This window comes from Pseudoduganella chitinolytica (assembly GCF_029028125.1).
Taxonomy (GTDB): Bacteria; Pseudomonadota; Gammaproteobacteria; order Burkholderiales; family Burkholderiaceae_D; genus Rugamonas; species Rugamonas chitinolytica.
This window is the reverse complement of the sequence record NZ_CP119083.1, coordinates 4706424-4724332: the sequence shown is the minus strand read 5'-3', so window position 1 is coordinate 4724332 and position 17909 is coordinate 4706424. Positions and strand designations below refer to the sequence as shown.

17 protein-coding genes are annotated in these 17909 nt (G+C 67.3%); 8 read left to right on the top strand and 9 right to left on the bottom strand.

The features are described from left to right. The first annotated feature begins 5 nt into the window (after positions 1-5). On the top strand, positions 6-608 hold the full coding sequence (locus PX653_RS20910; RefSeq protein WP_277414640.1) for an alpha-ketoglutarate-dependent dioxygenase AlkB family protein: 603 nt from the start codon (positions 6-8) through the stop codon (positions 606-608). Here the strand turns inward: PX653_RS20910 and PX653_RS20905 are convergent. After that, positions 574-1176: a succinate dehydrogenase/fumarate reductase transmembrane subunit gene (locus tag PX653_RS20905; RefSeq protein WP_277414639.1), complete on the bottom strand. Its 603-nt coding sequence runs from the start codon at positions 1174-1176 to the stop codon at positions 574-576. The two genes, PX653_RS20910 and PX653_RS20905, sit on opposite strands and share 35 nt — an antisense overlap. Before the next feature lie 311 nt (positions 1177-1487). Between PX653_RS20905 and PX653_RS20900 the strand changes: the two genes are divergently transcribed. Then, on the top strand, positions 1488-2081 hold the full coding sequence (locus tag PX653_RS20900) for an outer membrane beta-barrel protein (protein WP_277414638.1): 594 nt from the start codon (positions 1488-1490) through the stop codon (positions 2079-2081). Positions 2082-2238: 157 nt separating this feature from the next. Here PX653_RS20900 and ettA read toward each other — a convergent pair whose 3' ends face one another. Continuing rightward, complete coding sequence (gene ettA / locus PX653_RS20895; protein WP_277414637.1) at positions 2239-3906, bottom strand: energy-dependent translational throttle protein EttA; 1668 nt, start codon at positions 3904-3906, stop codon at positions 2239-2241. 178 nt (positions 3907-4084) lie between these two features. On the opposite strand from ettA, the gene PX653_RS20890 reads away from it, so the two are divergent. Next, positions 4085-4291 carry a FitA-like ribbon-helix-helix domain-containing protein gene (locus PX653_RS20890; protein WP_277418626.1) on the top strand — a complete coding sequence of 69 codons (207 nt, stop codon included), beginning with the start codon at positions 4085-4087 and terminating at the stop codon, positions 4289-4291. 6 nt (positions 4292-4297) lie between these two features. Next, entirely contained in the window at positions 4298-4747 is a 450-nt protein-coding gene (locus tag PX653_RS20885; RefSeq protein WP_277414636.1) for a type II toxin-antitoxin system VapC family toxin, read from the top strand. Positions 4748-4759: 12 nt separating this feature from the next. Here the strand turns inward: PX653_RS20885 and rarD are convergent, their stop codons facing one another. Beyond that, the gene (rarD, locus tag PX653_RS20880) at positions 4760-5641 is read right to left on the bottom strand and encodes an EamA family transporter RarD (RefSeq protein WP_277414635.1); all 882 of its coding nucleotides are present in this window, start codon (positions 5639-5641) and stop codon (positions 4760-4762) included. Between the two features lie 213 nt (positions 5642-5854). On the opposite strand from rarD, the gene PX653_RS20875 reads away from it, so the two are divergent. Together PX653_RS20875 and PX653_RS20870 are read left to right on the top strand one after the other, a co-directional pair. Continuing rightward, the gene (locus PX653_RS20875; RefSeq protein ID WP_277414634.1) at positions 5855-7726 is read left to right on the top strand and encodes a potassium transporter Kup; all 1872 of its coding nucleotides are present in this window, start codon (positions 5855-5857) and stop codon (positions 7724-7726) included. A 120-nt stretch (positions 7727-7846) separates the two neighbouring features. After that, positions 7847-8293 (top strand): FKBP-type peptidyl-prolyl cis-trans isomerase, encoded by a 447-nt coding sequence (locus PX653_RS20870; protein WP_277414633.1) that lies wholly within the window; start codon positions 7847-7849, stop codon positions 8291-8293. 153 nt (positions 8294-8446) lie between these two features. Here PX653_RS20870 and PX653_RS20865 read toward each other — a convergent pair whose 3' ends face one another. Genes PX653_RS20865 through PX653_RS20855 form a run of 3 tightly spaced genes read right to left on the bottom strand, consistent with a single transcriptional unit; the run spans position 8447 to position 12790 of the window. Then, positions 8447-10843 (bottom strand): ABC transporter permease, encoded by a 2397-nt coding sequence (locus PX653_RS20865; protein WP_277414632.1) that lies wholly within the window; start codon positions 10841-10843, stop codon positions 8447-8449. Next, on the bottom strand, positions 10840-11520 hold the full coding sequence (locus PX653_RS20860; RefSeq protein WP_277414631.1) for an ABC transporter ATP-binding protein: 681 nt from the start codon (positions 11518-11520) through the stop codon (positions 10840-10842). Before PX653_RS20860 ends, PX653_RS20865 begins: the two co-directional genes overlap by 4 nt. 28 nt (positions 11521-11548) lie before the next feature. After that, a complete protein-coding gene (locus tag PX653_RS20855) occupies positions 11549-12790 on the bottom strand; it encodes an efflux RND transporter periplasmic adaptor subunit (RefSeq protein WP_277414630.1) in 1242 nt (413 codons plus the stop codon). Between the two features lie 219 nt (positions 12791-13009). On the opposite strand from PX653_RS20855, the gene PX653_RS20850 reads away from it, so the two are divergent. Together PX653_RS20850 and PX653_RS20845 are read left to right on the top strand one after the other, a co-directional pair. Then, positions 13010-14332: a sigma-54-dependent transcriptional regulator gene (locus PX653_RS20850; RefSeq protein WP_277414629.1), complete on the top strand. Its 1323-nt coding sequence runs from the start codon at positions 13010-13012 to the stop codon at positions 14330-14332. Beyond that, the gene (locus tag PX653_RS20845) at positions 14322-15542 is read left to right on the top strand and encodes a sensor histidine kinase (RefSeq protein WP_277414628.1); all 1221 of its coding nucleotides are present in this window, start codon (positions 14322-14324) and stop codon (positions 15540-15542) included. Before PX653_RS20850 ends, PX653_RS20845 begins: the two co-directional genes overlap by 11 nt. A gap of 231 nt (positions 15543-15773) precedes the next feature. On the opposite strand, the gene PX653_RS20840 is transcribed toward PX653_RS20845, so the two are convergent. The 3 genes from PX653_RS20840 to PX653_RS20830 form a co-directional block, all read right to left on the bottom strand. Continuing rightward, entirely contained in the window at positions 15774-16226 is a 453-nt protein-coding gene (locus PX653_RS20840; RefSeq protein WP_277414627.1) for a GNAT family N-acetyltransferase, read from the bottom strand. A gap of 68 nt (positions 16227-16294) precedes the next feature. Further along, complete coding sequence (locus PX653_RS20835; RefSeq protein WP_277414626.1) at positions 16295-16720, bottom strand: organic hydroperoxide resistance protein; 426 nt, start codon at positions 16718-16720, stop codon at positions 16295-16297. Positions 16721-16856: 136 nt separating this feature from the next. Then, a complete protein-coding gene (locus tag PX653_RS20830; RefSeq protein ID WP_277414625.1) occupies positions 16857-17903 on the bottom strand; it encodes a histone deacetylase family protein in 1047 nt (348 codons plus the stop codon). Between the last annotated feature and the right edge of the window lie 6 nt (positions 17904-17909).

Genomic DNA, 17909 nt, shown 5'->3' with positions numbered 1-17909 from the left:
GCGCGATGGACCTGTTCGACTCTCCCGACACCTTGCAGCCGATTCCCATCGACGATGGCGAGCTGTCGTTCCTGCCGCAGTTGCCGCTGCCGGCGACAAACGCCGAGATCCTGCAGCGCCTGCTGGACGAAACGGCGTGGAAGAAAGAAACCATTTTTGTCTGGGGCAAGGAGCAGAAGCAGCCGCGCCTGTCCGCCTGGTATGGCGACGCCGCCTACACCTACTCGGGACGGCTGTTCCGGCCGCTGCCGCTGACATCGCTATTACGCGAGCTGCAAGACATCGTCGAGCGCGTCACCGCTCGCCGCTTCAACAGCGTACTGCTGAACTGCTACCGCAACGAGCGCGACAGCGTGGGCATGCACAGCGACGACGAGCCCGAACTGGGGCCGGCACCCGCCATCGCGTCGCTGACCTTCGGCGCCACCCGCACCTTCATCCTGAAGCACAAGACGCTGCCGAAGACGCTCAAGCTCGACCTGACGGACGGCAGCCTGCTGCTGATGGCCGGGCCGCTGCAGCGCCACTGGAAGCATGGCATCAACAAGGAAACCAAGCCACGGGGCGTGCGCGTCAACCTGACGTTCCGCTGGATAGTTTCGCGCTGAAAGGCGCCGCCACGAACGGCTGTAAATAGGGGGCCGGGATGTCGATCCGGGCCATGCCGGCAAGGATCAGCGCGCTCAACAACACGCCTGCCCCGGCACAGCGCCAGATGAAGCGGCGCTTGCGAGGCAGCGGCTGCCGGCGTGCCAGCGCGCTGCCCATGTGGATCGTCACGGCGACCACGGCGAAGAAATAATACGGATAGAAGAACGCCGCCGCCGGCCAGGCGTGCATGCCCGCCGCCGCGAAGTAAATATTGGTATCGATCCCACCCGTCCGCGCCACCAGCACGGCCCCCGTGTGTATGCCCAGGAACACCAGCAGGTACAGCCCGGAGAACCTGGCCCAGCGCTGGGCCGGCGCGCGTGCGGCCCACGCCAGCGGCAGCCCTGTCATGAGCTGGATCGCGACGCACAGCAGCAGCAATGCCTCCACGGGAGGCCAGCGGTAGATCGTGCGCAGCGCCTCCATCAGCGCCAGATGCGAGCCGGCACCGGCCAGCACGGCAAGATGCTGGAGCACGTGCACCAGTACGAACACTGCCAGCACGCTGCCAGACAGGCGGTGCATTGTGCGGGGTGCGATGACAGGCATGGCGGCGGTCCGGAAATGTCGATACCGCACAGCTTAGGCAGCGGCCGGCGAAGCGTCTTGAACGATTGCGACAACGGCCCAGTGTGCGTTGCCTAACACAACAAAAACCGGGCCCAACCGTGGCATTTGGGGTGACAAACCGTCATTTCAATAGCGATTACAACTACTAACAATTATTACGTAAATGGACCTTTTATAAATCAAAGTCGGTGTTATCTTGGCTTCGTCGCAGTTCCACGATGAACAGCGATCCCTGGCAGTTCAACCATTTGCTGAGAGATCACAACATGAAAAAGACCATCCTGGCCGTACTGGCTTCCGTTAGCGCCCTGGGCGCCGTGTCCGCTCACGCCGCCGACGGCGTTCCCTACATGGGCGTCGGCGTCATCGCTTCCGAACACCGCTACGATACCGGCATTGCCGGCACCGGCGTGACCGTCAGCGACGACAAGAAGACCGAATGGGGCGGCAAAGTCTTTGCCGGCTACCAGATCAATCCGATGTGGGCGGTCGAAGGCGGCTACACCAACTTCGGTAAAGGCGACGCCGACTACACGGCGGCAGGCTTGCGTGGCAATGTCGAGACCAAGTCCGAGTCGTTCTACGTAGCGGGCAAGGCCACCTACCCTGTGGCCGAGAAGGTCAATGTGTTCGGCAAGCTGGGTGTCGCCCACAACCGCAACGAAGTGTCGGGCAATATCCTCGGCGTGAGCGGCAAGGATGAGTACAGCAAGAACAGCGTGTACGCTGCCGTGGGCGCCGACTATGCGATCAACGAGAAAGTCTCGATGTCGCTGGAATACGAACACTACGGCAAGACGGGTGTCGACTACGGCCGTCGCAAGGGTGGCGTCTCGCTGAACGCGCGCTACAACTTCTGATGGCATACGCCAGACCTGCTGCGCAGCCGGTTTGAAATGACAAAAGGACCCGCGAGGGTCCTTTTTTTTGCCAGCCGTCGCTGACTGACGGGCTCGTGTCCCACCGCGGGGTCTGACCCCGCGGTGGGACACGAGCCCGGCCATGAATGGCCTACGCTCAGGTCGTCAGTGGCTTGTAGCGAATCCGCTTCGGCTTGGCACCTTCTTCGCCCAGGCGTTTCTTCTTGTCCGCTTCATATTCCTGGTAGTTACCGTCGAAGAACGTGACTTGCGAGTTGCCTTCGAACGCCAGGATGTGCGTGGCGATCCGGTCCAGGAACCAGCGATCGTGGGAGATGACCATGACGGAGCCGGCGAATTCCAGCAGCGCGTCTTCCAGCGCGCGCAGCGTCTCGACGTCCAGGTCGTTCGACGGTTCGTCCAGCAGCAGCACGTTGCCGCCCTTGAGCAAGGTTTTCGCCAGGTGCAGGCGGCCGCGTTCGCCGCCGGACAGGTTGCCGACGATTTTCTGCTGGTCGCCGCCCTTGAAGTTGAAGCGGCCGAGATACGCGCGCGACGGCATCTCGAAGCGGCCCACGGACAGCATGTCCGCACCGCCCGACACGTCTTCGAACACGGTCTTGTTGTTGGCCAGCTCGTCGCGGCTCTGGTCGACCAGCGACACCTTGGCCGTCTTGCCGATGACGACTTCGCCGCTGTCCGGCTTGTCGATGCCCGCGATCATCTTGAACAACGTCGACTTACCGGCACCGTTCGGGCCGATGATGCCGACGATGGCGCCCGGCGGCACCGTGAACGACAGGTTGTCGATCAGCAGGCGGTCGCCGAAGGCCTTCGACACGTTCTTGAATTCGATGACTTCGTTACCCAGGCGCTCGGCGACAGGAATGAAGATCTCCTGCGTCTCGTTGCGCTTCTGGTATTCGTATTCGGACAGTTCGTTGAAGCGCGCCAGGCGGGCTTTCGATTTTGCCTGACGGGCCTTCGGGTTCTGGCGCGACCATTCCAGTTCCTTCTGCAGTGCGCGCTGGCGTGCCGATTCCGTCGCTTCTTCCTGCTTCAGGCGGGCCTGTTTCTGGTCCAGCCACGAGCTGTAGTTGCCCTTCCATGGAATGCCATGGCCGCGGTCCAGTTCCAGGATCCATTCGGCCGCGTTGTCGAGGAAGTAGCGATCGTGGGTGATGCCCACCACGGTGCCGGGGAAGCGCAGCAGGAACTGTTCCAGCCATTCGACCGATTCGGCGTCCAGGTGGTTGGTCGGTTCGTCCAGCAGCAGCATGTCGGGCTTGGACAGCAGCAGCTTGCACAGCGCCACGCGGCGCTTCTCGCCGCCGGACAGCACGGCGATCTTGGCATCCCATGGCGGCAGGCGCAGCGCGTCGGCGGCCATTTCCAGTTGCAGGTTCAGGTTGCCGCCGTCGGAGGATGAGATGATCGCTTCCAGGCGCGCCTGCTCGGCGGCCAGCGCGTCGAAGTCGGCGTCTTCTTCCGCATACGCGGCGTACACGGCGTCCAGCTTGGCTTGCGCCTCGAAGGCTTCGCCCAGGCCCGATTCCACTTCCTGGCGCACGGTCTTCTCCGGGTCCAGTTGCGGTTCCTGCGGCAGGTAACCGATGTTCAGGCCCGGCATCGGGCGCGCTTCGCCCTGGATGTCCGTGTCGATGCCGGCCATAATTTTCAGCAACGTCGACTTACCGGAGCCGTTCAGGCCCAGCACGCCGATCTTCGCGCCCGGGAAGAAGGACAGCGAAATATCCTTGAGGATCTGGCGCTTGGGCGGGACGATTTTGCCCACGCGGTTCATGGTATAGACGTAATTTGCCATTTAGAAATAACTCGATGAATTGATGGAAATACAGAAGGTCAACAAGGATACGCCAAACGGGGACGCCGGGCTAGCCGCGCCCGGCGGGTTTGCGATTTGTCGGCGTGTGCAGCCGGGGCCGCTTGCATAATAAGGGGAGACGCAGTAGGCTGCTAGCAATGATAGCGAAGGAGGCATGATGGCCCAGTTACTGGTACGCGATATCGACGAGGCCGTGGTCGAGGCCTTGAAACGCACGGCCGCCGGCAATGGCCGCAGCGCGGAAGCGGAGCACCGCGAGATCTTGCGCAGCTCCTTGACGGTGCGCCCGAAGAAGCGCTCGTTCAAGGAAGTGCTGGCGGCAATGCCGTATTTCGAGGACGACGCGCTGTTCGACGTGCGCTGAGCCGTCATGTACCTGCTCGATACCAACGTCATCTCGGAGTACCGCAAGGGCGCGCGCGCCAATCGTGGCGTGCAGGCGTTCTTTGCGGAGGTGCAGAGCGAGGCATTATTCCTGCCGGCCCAGGTGATCGGTGAAATCCAGGCCGGCATTGCCCGGCTGCGCCGCCAGCAGGACGAACTGGCCGTGCAGCGTGCCGGCATGTACGAACGCTGGCTGGAGGAACTGCTCGACGTGTTTGGCGCCCGGGTGCTGGAATTCGATACCGAGGCGGCGCGCGTGTGGGGCACGCTGCTGGGCAACGACAAGCACGACCCGCACACCATCGACAAGCAGATCGCCGCCATCGCCCTCGTGCACGACCTGGTTGTCGTCACGCGCGACGGCGGCACGGCCTTTGCGTCATTGCGGCCCGTGCGCGCGCTCGATCCGTTCAGCGCAAGCGTTGCCGCCGGCTGACGGCCGCCACGCTCAGGCCGGCACTGCCCGCCGGCTGGTCCATAGCCCCTCGGCCATGTACAGCGCCAGGGCGCTCCAGATGACGACAAAGCCGGCCAGCCGCGCTGCCGAGAACGTCTCCCCGAATACCGTCAGGCCCAGCAACATCTGGATCGTCGGGCCGATGTATTGCAGCATGCCCAGCACCGACAGCGGAATGCGGCGCGCGCCGGCGGCGAACAGCAGCAGCGGAATGGCGGTGATGGGCCCGGCCGCGGCCAGCAGCCAGCGCGTGCCGTCGCTGGGCGTGTTCAGGAACGCATTGTCCCCCTGCAGCGTCAGCCAGCCCACGTAGATCGCCGCCAAGGGGAACAGCAGCAGCGTCTCGAACGACAATCCTTCCAGCGCCGCCAGCGCGGCCGTCTTGCGCAGCAGGCCGTAGGCGCCGAAGCTGCCGGCCAGCAGCAGCGCGATCCACGGCAGCTCGCCGGCCTGCACCGTCAACCACAGCACGCCCAGCGCGGCCACGCCGATGGCGGCCCACTGGCCGGGACGCAGCCGCTCCTTCAGTACCAGCAGGCCCAGCAGCACGTTGACGAGCGGGTTGATGAAGTAACCCAGGCTGGCGTCGATCACATGGCCATTGTTGACGGCCCAGATGTAGATGAACCAGTTGGCCGACAGCAGCAGCGCCGACAGCGTGAACGTCGCCACCACGCGGGGCCGGCGCAGCACGTCCGGCAGCCACTGCCATTGGCGCCGGATCGTCAGCACGGCGCACAGGAACAGCAGCGACCACACCATCCGGTGCGCCAGGATCTGGACGGGCGGCACCTCGTGCAATGCCTTGAAGTACAGCGGGAACAGGCCCCAGATCAGGAACGCCAGCGCGGCGTAAGCGATACCGCGGTTCATGGATGGCCTCCGTCGCCTGGCCGATAGGCAGTGCCGGGGACGGCGTGTGGATTTTGTTGCATGGTTTTCTTTCGTGAGGCGGGGAAAATACCATAATGGCGGCGGCCCTGCAGGCGGGGCCCTGGTAGCCCCGCACGGCATGGCGAGCTCTACTTGCATTTCCAGCACGGTTGACCTATTGTGCAATGCGCCAAAACTCACTCCGGGTGTACCTTGACAGATAAAAAGAACAGTATCGCCGCGCTGACCCTGGCTGCGGTAGGGATCGTCTATGGCGACATCGGCACGAGCCCGCTGTATACGCTGAAGACGATTTTCGATCCCGAACACGGCCTGGCGCTGAACCACGCCAACCTCCTCGGCATCATCTCCCTGATTTTCTGGGGCCTGACGATGATCGTCTCGCTCAAGTACGTCACCCTGGTGCTGCGCGCCGACAACCGCGGCGAGGGCGGCATCATGGCGCTGATGGCGCTGGTGCTCAATGCCGTCAGCAAGCGCTCCGGCTGGCATTTCCCGCTGCTCGTCATCGGCGTGCTCGGTGCCACGATGTTCTATGGCGACAGCGTCGTCACGCCGGCCATCTCCGTGCTGGGCGCGATCGAGGGCCTGGAAGTGGCCGCGCCGGCGCTGGAGCAGTACGTCGTGCCGCTGACGATCGTCGTGCTGGTGACGCTGTATGCCGTGCAGCGCCACGGCACCGCCGGCATCGGCCGCTGGTTCGGCCCCGTCATGATGGTGTGGTTCGCCTCGCTCGCCGTCATGGGCGTCGTCAATATCGTGCAGGAGCCGGCCATCCTGGCGGCATTGAATCCGCTGCATGCGATCACCTTCATGTACCACAACGGCTTTGTCGCCTTTGTCGCGCTGGGCGCCGTCGTGCTGGCGTTCACGGGCGCCGAGGCGCTGTATGCCGACATGGGCCACTTCGGCAAGAAGCCGATCCGCATGGCGTGGTTCCTCGTCTGCTTTCCCGCGCTGGCGCTGAACTACTTCGGCCAGGGCGCGCTGCTGATCCGCAATCCCGACGCCATCTCGAACCCGTTCTTCCAGCAGCTGGGCAGCTGGAGCGTCTATCCGCTGGTGGTGCTGTCGACGATGGCCGCGGTGATCGCCTCGCAGGCGACGATCTCCGGCACGTTCTCGATGACGAAGCAGGCCATCGCCCTGGGCCTGCTGCCGCGCATGCGCGTGCTGCACACGTCCGAACACCAGATCGGCCAGATCTACATCCCGGCCGTCAACTGGCTGCAGCTGATCGTAGTGCTGATCGCCGTGATCGGCTTCGGCTCGTCCGACCGCCTGGCCGGCGCCTACGGCATCGCCGTCACCGCGACGATGCTGGCCACGACGATCCTGACGTTCTTCGTCACCCGCTACCGCTGGCACCTGCCGCTGCTGGTCTGCGTGGGCGCGACCGGCTTCTTCCTCGTCATGGACATTGCGCTGTTCTCGGCCAGCACGTTGAAGCTGTTCCACGGCGGCTGGATGCCGCTGGCACTGGGCACGGCGCTGTTTACCATCATGATGACGTGGCGTACCGGCCGCTTCCTCGTGTTCCGCAACCTGGAGAAGCACGCGATCCCGCTGGAGGATTTCCTCTCCTCGCTGTTCGTGGCGCCACCCGTGCGGGTGCCCGGCACGGCCGTCTTCCTGCGCGGCGAGAGCGACGGCGTGCCGCACGCGATGCTGCACAACCTGTCGCACAACAAAGTGCTGCATGAACGTGTCGTGTTCCTGACGGTGCACATCCTGGAAGAGCCGTACGTGGCGCGCGCCGACCAGGTGCGCATCACCGACCTGGGCCACCAGTGCTACCAGGTCAACGTCAGCTACGGCTTCAAGGACGAACCGGACATCCCCGCCATCCTGGCCCTGTGCGGCGAGCTGGGGCTGCCGTTCGAGATGATGGAGACGTCGTTCTTCATCGCCCGCCAGACGGTGATCTCGGCGCCGGGCGAGGGCATGGCGACGTGGCGCGAGCACCTGTTCGTCGCGATGTCGCGCAATGCCCGTGCCGCCGCCGACTATTACCAGATCCCGCCGAACCGGGTAATCGAGCTGGGTACGCAGGTGGAGATCTGACGACAAATTTGTAACTGATTTGTTGCAAATGTGCATTGGGTCGGCGGGTCCGCTACACTCGCCGGTCGAGCGCGCCTGGCTGACCAGGCGCGTGACCATCAACCCATCACAGTGAGCCCAATGAAATCGATCTTCCAGTTTGTTGCATCCCTGACCTGCGCACTGGCGCTGACCGCTTGCGGCGGCGGCGGCAGCGATAGCCCCGCCCCGGCCACCCCTGCACAGCCGGCCTTTACCAAGACCGACACGGTGGTCGGCACCGGGATCGAAGCCGCGGCCGGCGACAGCGTCACCGTCAACTACACGGGCTGGCTGTATTCGGCCACGGCGGCGGGCAACAAGGGGGCGCAGTTCGATTCCAGCACGGGGCGTGGACCGCTCACGGTCACGCTGGGGCAGAACCGTGTCATTGCCGGTTGGGAGCAGGGCATCCCAGGCATGAAGGTGGGTGGCAAGCGCACGCTCGTCATCCCGGCCAACCTGGCCTATGGCTCGGAGACACGCCCCGGTATTCCTGCCAACTCCGCACTGGTCTTCGACGTCGAGATGGTGGCGATCAAGCGCTGATCTGCTGGCCTTGTAAACCCGGAACCAGCGACTGGGGTCGGACCCGCCGGGTCCGACCCCGGCTCTGCGCCTGTGGGGCGATGCGTGTCCCAGGCGCGCCGGCGTTGCCCGGTGTTGCAGTTAACTGAACGGCGGCCTGCGGGCCGCCGTTGTTCATTCCCGCAGCGCCTGCGCCGGTGCCAGGCCCATGGCCGCCCAGGCATGGCGCGCGGTGGCCGCCAGCGCCACGAGGGCCGCCAGCGCCGTCGCTCCCAGCAGCGGCCAGGCACCCAGCGGGGCCCGTTCGACGAAGCCGGCCAGGTAGTGCTCGATGGCGGCAGCCGCCGGGGGCAGGCCGAGTACGGCGCCGCATGCCAGCAGCAAGCCGAACTCGCGCCCCAGCAGGCGGCCGATCGCCGCACGGCTGGCGCCATGCAGCTTGCGCAGCACGATCTGGCGCGTGTTGCGCTGCACGCTGTAGGCCGCCAGCACGTAGATCCCGAACGCGGCCAGGGCAATCGCCACCAGGCTGGCAAAGCCGAGGATCCGCGTCAGGCGCCGGTCCTGTTCGTAGTTCTCGCTGAAGAACTGCGCGGCCGGTTGCAGGGTCATCGCGCGGTCCGGGAAATACTGCCGCCACAGCGGTTCGATCGCCCGCGTCACGCTGTCCGCCGGCAGGGCCGTGCGCACCGTCAGCACGCCGTAGACAGGGCGCAGCACGTAAATAAACGGCTCCGTCTTCTGGCGCAGCGTCTGGTGGCGCAGCGGCGGCGCGATGCCGATGACGGTGCCGCCCGTCGTAAACGGCACCTGGCCCACGGCGGCCTGGGGCGAGTCGTAACCCAGCATCGTGGCGGCCGCCGCGTTGATGACGATGGCGTCGCCGTCCGGCCGGTCGCTGGCGTCGAACAGGCGGCCGAACTGCGGCCGCAATGCGTAGGTGCCGAAGTACTCCGGCGACACGGCCTTGGTCTCGATGCGCAGGTCGCGTCCGTCGCGGGTGGTAAACCCCTGCACGGTCTTGACGCCGTCGCGCCCGATCGCCTCGGCCGACAGCGCGGCGGCCTCGAGCGCCGGCAGGCGCCGCACGGCGGCGGTGAAGTCGCGCACCTTCTGTTCGGGCGGGGCCGGGTTGTCCGGCAGGTCCAGCACCAGCAGCGGCGCCGGGTCGAAGCCCGGGTCGGCGCCGCTGGCATAGCGGGTCTGCCAGCCGACGGCCAGCGTGATGCCGGCCAGCGCCATCGCCGTGGCGAACTGCAGCACCGTCAGCACGCGCCGCAGCCACAGGCCGCCCACCGTCTCGCTGTTGTCGCGGCCCGCCAGCGCCGCCGCCGGGCGCACGTGCATGGCCAGCCAGGCCGGCCAGGCGCCGGCGCACAGCCCCGTCGCCACGGCCAGCAGCAGCGCCAGCGTGATACGCAGCGGATGGAAGAAGCCCGTCAGCTCGCGGTCCACCAGGCTGGCGAACGTGGGCAGCATCAGCCACGCCAGGATCATGCCGAGTACCGCCGCCAGCACCGTCACCAGCACGGATTCGGCCAGGAACTGCGTCGCCACGCGGCCGGTGTGGGCGCCCAGCAGCTTGCGCAGCCCCGTCTCGCGCTGGCGCCGCAAGGCGCGTACCGTTGCCAGGTTGATGTAGTTGACGACGGCCAGCGCCAGGATCAGCAGCGCCACCGCCGCCAGGCCCAGCACCGTGGAACGTTTGCCGTAGCTGTCGCCCGCGCGGCCCGCCGCCAGGTCGGCGTCGAAATAGATGTCCGGCAGGGCTACCAGCCGTTCGTCCACCGCCGTCCCCGCGATCGACTTGCCGATGGCGCGGGCGCGAAAGCGCTGCGTGAACGGCGAATCGTCGACGGCCTGCTGCAATTGCCGTTCGAGCTGGCGCGGATCGGCACCGGCTTTCAATCTCAAGTACACACTGCCCCGTGTCCAGTCCGGCATCAGGGTGCGTTCGGTCGCGGACCGGGCACGGCTCAGGGGCCCCGTCAGCGCCTCCCAGCCGCGCGTGCTGTTGGCCGGTGGGTCGGGCAGGACCGCCAGCACGCGCAGGGTTTCGTCGCCGCTGCGCACCGTGTTGCCGACGGCTTGCGCGGCGTGGCCGAACAGGCGAGCGGCGGTGGCGCGGGTCACGGCAATGCCGTCCGGCCGCGTCAGTGCGGCGGCCAGGTCGCCCGCCAGCGGCTGGACGCCGAAGATGGTCGCAAAGGCGGGATCGACGGCCAGCAGCTCGACATCGTGCAGCGTCGTGCCGGTCCGCAGCGGCTGGCGCAGCGCCACGGCGATGCTGGCTTGTTCGACCAGGCCGCTGTCCAGCGCGACCTGCCGCAGCGGCAGCATGGTGCGGGTGTCCCACTCGGGGCGGGGGAAAAAATTGATGCGCTGCTTGACGAGGTAGACCCGGGCCGCGTCCGGCACATGGGCGTCGTAGCTGAAGCTGTAGCGCACGAAGCCCAGCAGCAGGAAGCAGGCGGCGCAGGCCACGGCCAGGCCGGCGATCGTCATGCAGGAAAAGCCCGGCTCGCGCAGCAGCAGGCGCCAGCCGATGCGAAAGTCGGCCACGCGCATCATGCGGCCCGCAGGGCGTCGACCATGATGCGTCCGTCCAGCAGGTTCAAGGTGCGCGAGGCCTGCGCCGCGTGGCTGGGCGAGTGGGTCACCATCACGACCGTCGTGCCTTCCGCGTTGATGGTGCGCAGCAGGCGCATGACTTCATCGCCATGGGCCGTGTCGAGGTTGCCGGTCGGTTCGTCGGCAAGCAGGATCGCCGGGCCGGCGACCAGCGCGCGGGCAATCGCCACGCGCTGCTGCTGGCCGCCGGACAGTTGCGACGGCCGGTGCTTGGCGCGGTGCGCGACGCCCAGCTTGTCCAGCATCTGGGCCACGCGCGCACGGCGTTCGCGCACCGCCATGCCTGTGTATTCCAGCGCCAGCTCCACGTTCTCGAACACCGACAGCTCCTCGATCAGGTTGAAGCTCTGGAAGATAAAGCCGATGCGGCCGCGCCGCAGTTCGTTCAGCTGCGCCTCGCTCCAGCCGGACACGTTGCGTCCTTCGAACCAGTAGTCGCCGCTGGTGGGCACGTCCAGCAGGCCCAGGAGGCTGAGCAGGGTGGACTTGCCGCAGCCCGAAGGGCCCGTGATGGCGACGTATTCGCCGGCGTCGATTTCCAGGTCGATGCGGTCGAGGGCCGTGGTCTGCACTTCGCCCGCCACGTGGATCTTGCTGACGCCTGAGAGTTTGAGCATTGCCGTTCCTTTTGTTCGAGTGGGAAGATTACTGCGAAATCTGCAGCCTGGTCGATTTTCCGAAGCCGCCGTAGCCCGAGACGATGACGCGCTCGCCCGCGCGCAGGCCATCCAGCACTTCGATCTGGGCATTGTTGCGCCGCCCGGTGCGGATCGCGCGGCGCTCGGCATGGCTGGCATCCGTCAGCACGAATGCCCAGGCGCCGCCGCTGTCGTTGACGAATGCGCCATGCGGCAGCAGCAGCGCCGGCGCCGGCTCGCCCAGCGTGATCTGCGCATCGACACTCTGGCCGGGGCTCAGCACGTCCGGCTGGCCCTGCGTGAACAGCAGCTCCGCCGTGAAGCGGCCTTCCTTGATCTGCGGGTAGACCGTGCCGACCCTGACCGGATAGCGGCGACCGTCCTGCACCACGCTGCCCTGGCGGCCCACGGTCACGCGGCTCAGGTAGAACTCGTCGATGAGGGCGAGCAGCTTGAAGCGCGCCGGGTCGTCGATGCGGCCCACGTTCTTGCCCGTCACGATCGATTCGCCCACCTGCAGGCGAAAGTCCGTCAGGCGGCCGGCCACCGGCGCGCGCACGGCCAGCGCATCGACGGTGGCCTGCACCAGTTGCAGGCCGGTGCGCAGGCCGCCGATGGCTTCCTCCAGCTGGCCCAGCGCATTGCCGCGCACCTTGTCCTCGGCCGCGTTGCTGGCCTGTTCCAGCGCCAGCGCGCGCTGGGCCTTGTCGCGCCGGTCGCAGCTTTCCTCCAGCGCGGCGGCGGAGATGAAGCCTTCGGTCGCGAGCCGCTGCTGGCGCGCGCAGCTTTTCTGCGCCTGTTCCAGCGCGAACGCCAGGTCGTCCAGGCGGCGCTGGCGCTGGCTGCGGTCGTTCTGCTCGGCGACCCGCAAGGTGGACAGGTTGGAGATCTGCTGCGCCAGCTCGGACTGGCGCGCCAGCAGCTCCAGGTTGCGCTGCGGGTTGGAGATGCGGAACAGCAGGTCGCCCTGGTCGACCAGTTGGCCGTCGCGCGCGAACACCTCCTCGATGCGGCCCGACTCGACGGAGTCGAGGATGACGGCGCGCAGCGGCGCGGCGCTGGCGCGCACCGCGATGTCGTCGCGGAAGATGCCCCGTTCCACGGTGGCGATGCGCAGGTCGCGGCCGTCCACCTGCAGGCCGCGCGGCAGCCAGTACCACAGCGCCAAGGCTGCCGCCGCCGCGAGCAGGAGCGCGGCGGCGGCCAGCACAAGCGTGCGGCCCCGTTTGCGGGGCACGATAGTGTCCATGGCGGCGCCGGTGGCGGGGCGGAGGGGATGCGGTGTCATGCCGGCTATACAGCAAGCGATGTGCCAGGGCCGCAAACGCCGTATCGGCGCGGCTTGCAGGGGCCGATCGTCCAATACCGGACAACCCGCGCTGTCCGCTTCCGGACACCCCCGCACGCCGTCGCCCTGCGCATGAAACCTGCTGCTAGAATGCCCCGATCGCCACTTCCCGCTCCGACCATGGCCGCCGCCCGCATCCTGATCCTCGACGACGACGCCGACGTGGCCTGCGCCGCGCGCATGTTGCTGCGCCGCCGTTACCAGGACGTCGCGGTGCTGGACGATCCCGCCGGCCTGCCGGAACTGCTGGCGCGCGCCGTGCCGGACGTGGTGCTGCTGGACTTCAATTTCACGCCGGGCCGCACCGATGGCGCGGAAGGGCTGGCGGCGCTGGACCTGCTGCGCCGGCAACCTTGTGCGCCGGCCGTGATCGCGCTGACGGCGTATGCCGACGTGCCGCTGGCAGTCGAAGCCCTCAAGCGCGGTGCCGACGATTTCCTCACCAAGCCCTGGGACAATGCCCGCCTGCTGGCGGCCGTGGACAGCGCGCTGGCGCGCCGCACGACGGCGCCGGCGCTTGCCGCCACGTCGGCACTGATGGGGGAGTCGGCGCCGATGCAGGCCGTGCGGGCGATGATCGCCAGCGTGGCGCCGACGGAAGCGAACGTATTGGTGCTGGGCGAGAACGGCGTCGGCAAGGAGCTGGTGGCGCGCGCCATCCACGACGCCTCGCGCCGCGCCGACGGCACGTTCCTGGCCGTGGACATGGGCGCGCTGCCGGAATCGACGTTCGAGAGCGAGTTGTTCGGCCACCGCAAGGGCTCCTTCACGGATGCGAAGGCCGACCGCCCCGGGCGCTTCCAGGCCGCGCGCGGCGGTACGCTGTTCCTCGACGAGATCGGCAACATGCCCCTGGCCGGCCAGGCCAAGCTGCTGACGGCGCTGGAGCGGCGCGAGGTCACGCCGCTGGGCGCGGACCGGCCCGAGAGCGTGGACGTGCGCATCGTCAGCGCCACCAATCTGGACGAGGCGCGCCTGTTCGACGCGGCCGTGTTCCGGCCCGACCTGCTGTTCCGGCTGAACACCATCGTGATCCGCGTGCCGCCGCTGCGCGAACGGCGCGACGACATCCCGGCGCTGCTGCGCCACTACCTGCGCCAGTACGAAGCACAGTACGGGCGGCCCGCGCGCACGCTGTCGGCCGCGGCGCTGGCGGCGCTGCAGGCGCACCCGTGGCCGGGCAACGTGCGCGCGCTGAGGCACGCCTGCGAGCGGGCCGTCATCCTGGCCAGCGGCGCGCAGTACGACACCGGCGATTTCGGCATGCTTGCGGCGATGGCACCGCTGCCGGCGGCAACGGAGGCCGCGACCCTGAGCACGCTGGAGCGCGACGCGATTGCCGCCGCGCTGGCGCAGGCACAAGGCAATATCAGCCACGCGGCCCGGATGCTGGGCGTCAGCCGCGCCGCGCTGTACCGCAAGCTGGACAAGCATGGCATCTGAGCGGGCGCTGAAGGCGGGCGTCGGCTGGTCGGCCGCGGCGCTGGCGGTGCTGGCAGGCTGCGCGGCACGCGTGCCCGACTCGCCCCGGCTCTTGGTACTGTGCGGCGTCGGGGCAGCCATCGCGGCGCTGGCGTTGTGGCGCTTGCTGGCGCGGCTGACGGTGCCGCGGCCGTTGCCGGAGCCTGCCGTGCCCGGACGGTCGGCGCTGTCGAGCGACGACGCGCTGCTGGCGCTGGAAGCGCGCCTGGAGCATGCGCCGATGGCACTGTTTCGGGTCGAGGGGATGGGCGGTGCGGGCGCCGTGACGGCACTGAACGGCAACGCCCGCCGGCTGCTGGCGCCGGGCCGTGCCAGCGAGCCGGAACGCCTGCATGCGCTGCTGGCGGCGCAGCCGGTCGATGAGCGCACGCTGATCGGCTTCGACACGGAGCGGGGCCTGGAGCGCGCCCTGGTCGCGGTGTCGGCCCTGACGGTGCAGGGGCAGGCCCAGCGCCTGGTGGCGCTGCTGCCTGTCGAAAGCCAGTTGGAAGCGGAAGCGCTGAACGCCTGGCGCCAGCTGGTGCACGTGCTGACGCACGAGATCATGAATTCCCTGACGCCGGTGGCCTCGCTGTCGCGCACGGCGCGCGAGATGCTGGACGACGTGCCGCTGCCGTCGGAGCAGGCGACCGATATCGGCACGGCGCTCGACGCGATCGCGCGCCGCTCGGCCAGCCTGGTCGATTTCGTGGCCAGCTACCGCAGCCTGTCGACGTTGCCGCAGCCGCGGCCCGAACGCGTGCGCCTGGCCGACCTGTTTGCCCGGCTCGACGCACTCGTTGGCCAGCAGTGGCAGGCGCGCGGCGGCAGCGCCCGTTTTGCCGTCGAACCGGCGTCGCTGGAAGTGCTGGTCGATCCGGGCCAGCTGGAGCAGGCACTGATCAACCTGCTGAAAAACGCGGCCGAAGCCACCGCGCACGCGACGCCACCGCAAGTGGACGTCGTCGCCCGGCTGGGGCGCGGCGGGCGCCTGCGCATCGAGGTGTCGGACAACGGTCCCGGCGTGCCGGACGACACCGCCCCGCACATCTTCACGCCGTTCTTCTCGACCAAGAAGCGGGGCCGCGGCATCGGCCTGGCGATGGTGCGCCAGCTGGTGCACGGCAACGGCGGCACGGTGCGCCACGCCCGCTCGGTAACGAGCGGCGCCCGCTTCATCGTCAGCTTTTGAGCCAGCGTCGAAACCAGGCGAATTGGGGACAGCCTCCAAATCGCGAATTGGGGACAGCCTCCGTTCCGCATTATGCAAATAGCGCGAATTGGGGACAGCCTCCGTTCCGCATTATGCAAATAGGAGGCTGTCCCCGATTAGCGAATTGGGGACAGCCTCCGATTCGCATCGTAACGAAAAAAGGAGGCTGTCCCCGATTTGCGGGAGGCCGTCTCTGGTTTGCGGATCGCGTCAGCGCAGCATGTCGATATGCAGGATGCCATCCTCGTCATACGGCGCGCTGACGGTTTCGAAGCCAAAGCCCTGGTAGAACTTTTCCAGCCGCTGCTGCGCGCCGATGCGGATGCGGTGGCCCGGGTGCTGCGCTTCGGCGCGGCGGATGCCCTCGGCCACCAGCTGGCGGCCAATGCCCGTGCCGCGCGACGCGGCCGGCGTCAGGATGCGGCCCAGCGACATCTCGTCGTATTTCGCGCCAGGAGCCAGACAGCGCAGGTAGGCGGCCAGCGTGCGTTCGCCATCCTGCGTGCGCCACGCCATCAGGTGATGCGCGGTTTCGTCGTAGCCGTCCAGGTCCGGGTACAGGCAGGTCTGCTCCAGCACGAACACGTTCTGGCGCTGGCGCAGCACCTCGTACAGATCCCTGCGGGGAATGCTTTCAAACTCCAGCCACTGCCATTCGATCATCGTTCTCTCGCGTCAAGAAGAACAGGCCCCGATCGCCTGGCGATCGGGGCCTGTCCGGGGTGCGACGATTATACGATGGTCAGCGTCACGTCGATGTTGCCGCGGGTGGCGTTCGAGTAGGGGCAGACGATGTGCGCGGCCTGCACCAGTTTCTCGGCCGTTTCACGATCCAGGCCCGGCAGCGAAATCTTCAGTTCCACTTCGATGCCGAAGCCCGTTTCGATGGGGCCGATGCCGACCGTTGCGTCGATCGACGTGTCCGCCGGCACGGCGATCTTGTCGCGGCCGCCAACAAATTTCAGGGCGCCGATGAAGCAGGCCGAGTAGCCGGCCGCGAACAGCTGCTCCGGATTGGTGCCGACGGCGCCGTTACCGCCCAGTTCCTTCGGGGTCGTCAGCTTGACGTCCAGCACGCCGTTGTCGGAGACGGAACGGCCTTCGCGACCACCGGTGGATTTAGCTTGGGCACGGTACAGGACTTGTTGGATCGACATGGTGAATCCTTTCTATTAGGTAACTTTCGATTGAATAGCGTACGATGTTTTGTCTTTGCTGACACAACAGCGGCGCCGATGAACACACTATACATAGCGTGCGATTCAATTGCAAGCGATTTTTAATCGCGTGCGTTCACAACGCTGTTTCAAACCCTTCCAGCACGTTGACGACGTTGACGCCCAGTTCCCGCAACGGGCTGCCGCCCTCGAATACGAAGCAGGTCGGCAGGTTCAGCCAGGCGATGCGCTCGCCCAGGCGCAGGTAGTCGCCGCCTTGCAGGCCGAAGCCGCCGTGTGGTTCACCCTGGAACGTATTGCCGCCCAGGGCCACGACCAGTGCGTCCGGGCGGTACATCGACAGGCGCACGCACGCCGTCTCCAGCGCCGTGAACCACGCTTGCGGGTTGGGGGCGCCAACCGGCAGCACGAGGTTGACGTTGTAGCCGAGGCCATGGCCGCCGCCCGTCTCGTCCGGATGGCCGCAGTAGAACGGGTACGCGGTGCGGGGCTCCGCATGCAGCGAGATACACAGCACGTCGGCGCGCTCGTAGAAGATGGCCTGGGTGCCGTTGCCATGGTGGTAGTCGACGTCCAGGATGGCCACGCGCTGCAGGCCGTCGTCGAGCAGGTGCTGGGCCGCCAGCGCGGCGTTGTTCAGGTAGCAGGCGCCGCCGTAGTAGTCGGGACCGGCATGGTGGCCGGGCGGGCGTGTCAACGCGAAGCTGCCGCGCTCACCCACGCGCAGCGCGTGTGCTGCGTTGACGGCGCAGTCGGCACCCGTCTTCGCGGCCGTCCACGTGCCGGCCGTCAGCGGCGTGACGGTGTCGATGGCATACAGGCCCAGGCGGGCGCCGAAATCATCCGGCTCGATATCGGTGCGCATGCCGCGCACGGGAAAGTGCGAGGCGAAGGCATCCCGGCCGGCATTGGCCGGGGCTTGCGCCAGCCATTCGTGCCACGCCGTGCGCAGGAAGTGCAGGTAGCGGGGATGGTGTACCCGCTCCAGCGACATCAGCGGCACGCCGTGCGGTGTGACGATGCGGCCCAAGCCGCGCCGGCCCAGTTCGGCCAGCACGCCGTCGATGCGGTCGGGTGTCTCGCGCGGCGGCGTGGGCACGCCACGGACGAGCTCGTGGCGCGCCCGGTGTTGGGCGTGCTGTTCGTTATAGAAGGTGAGCACGCCCGC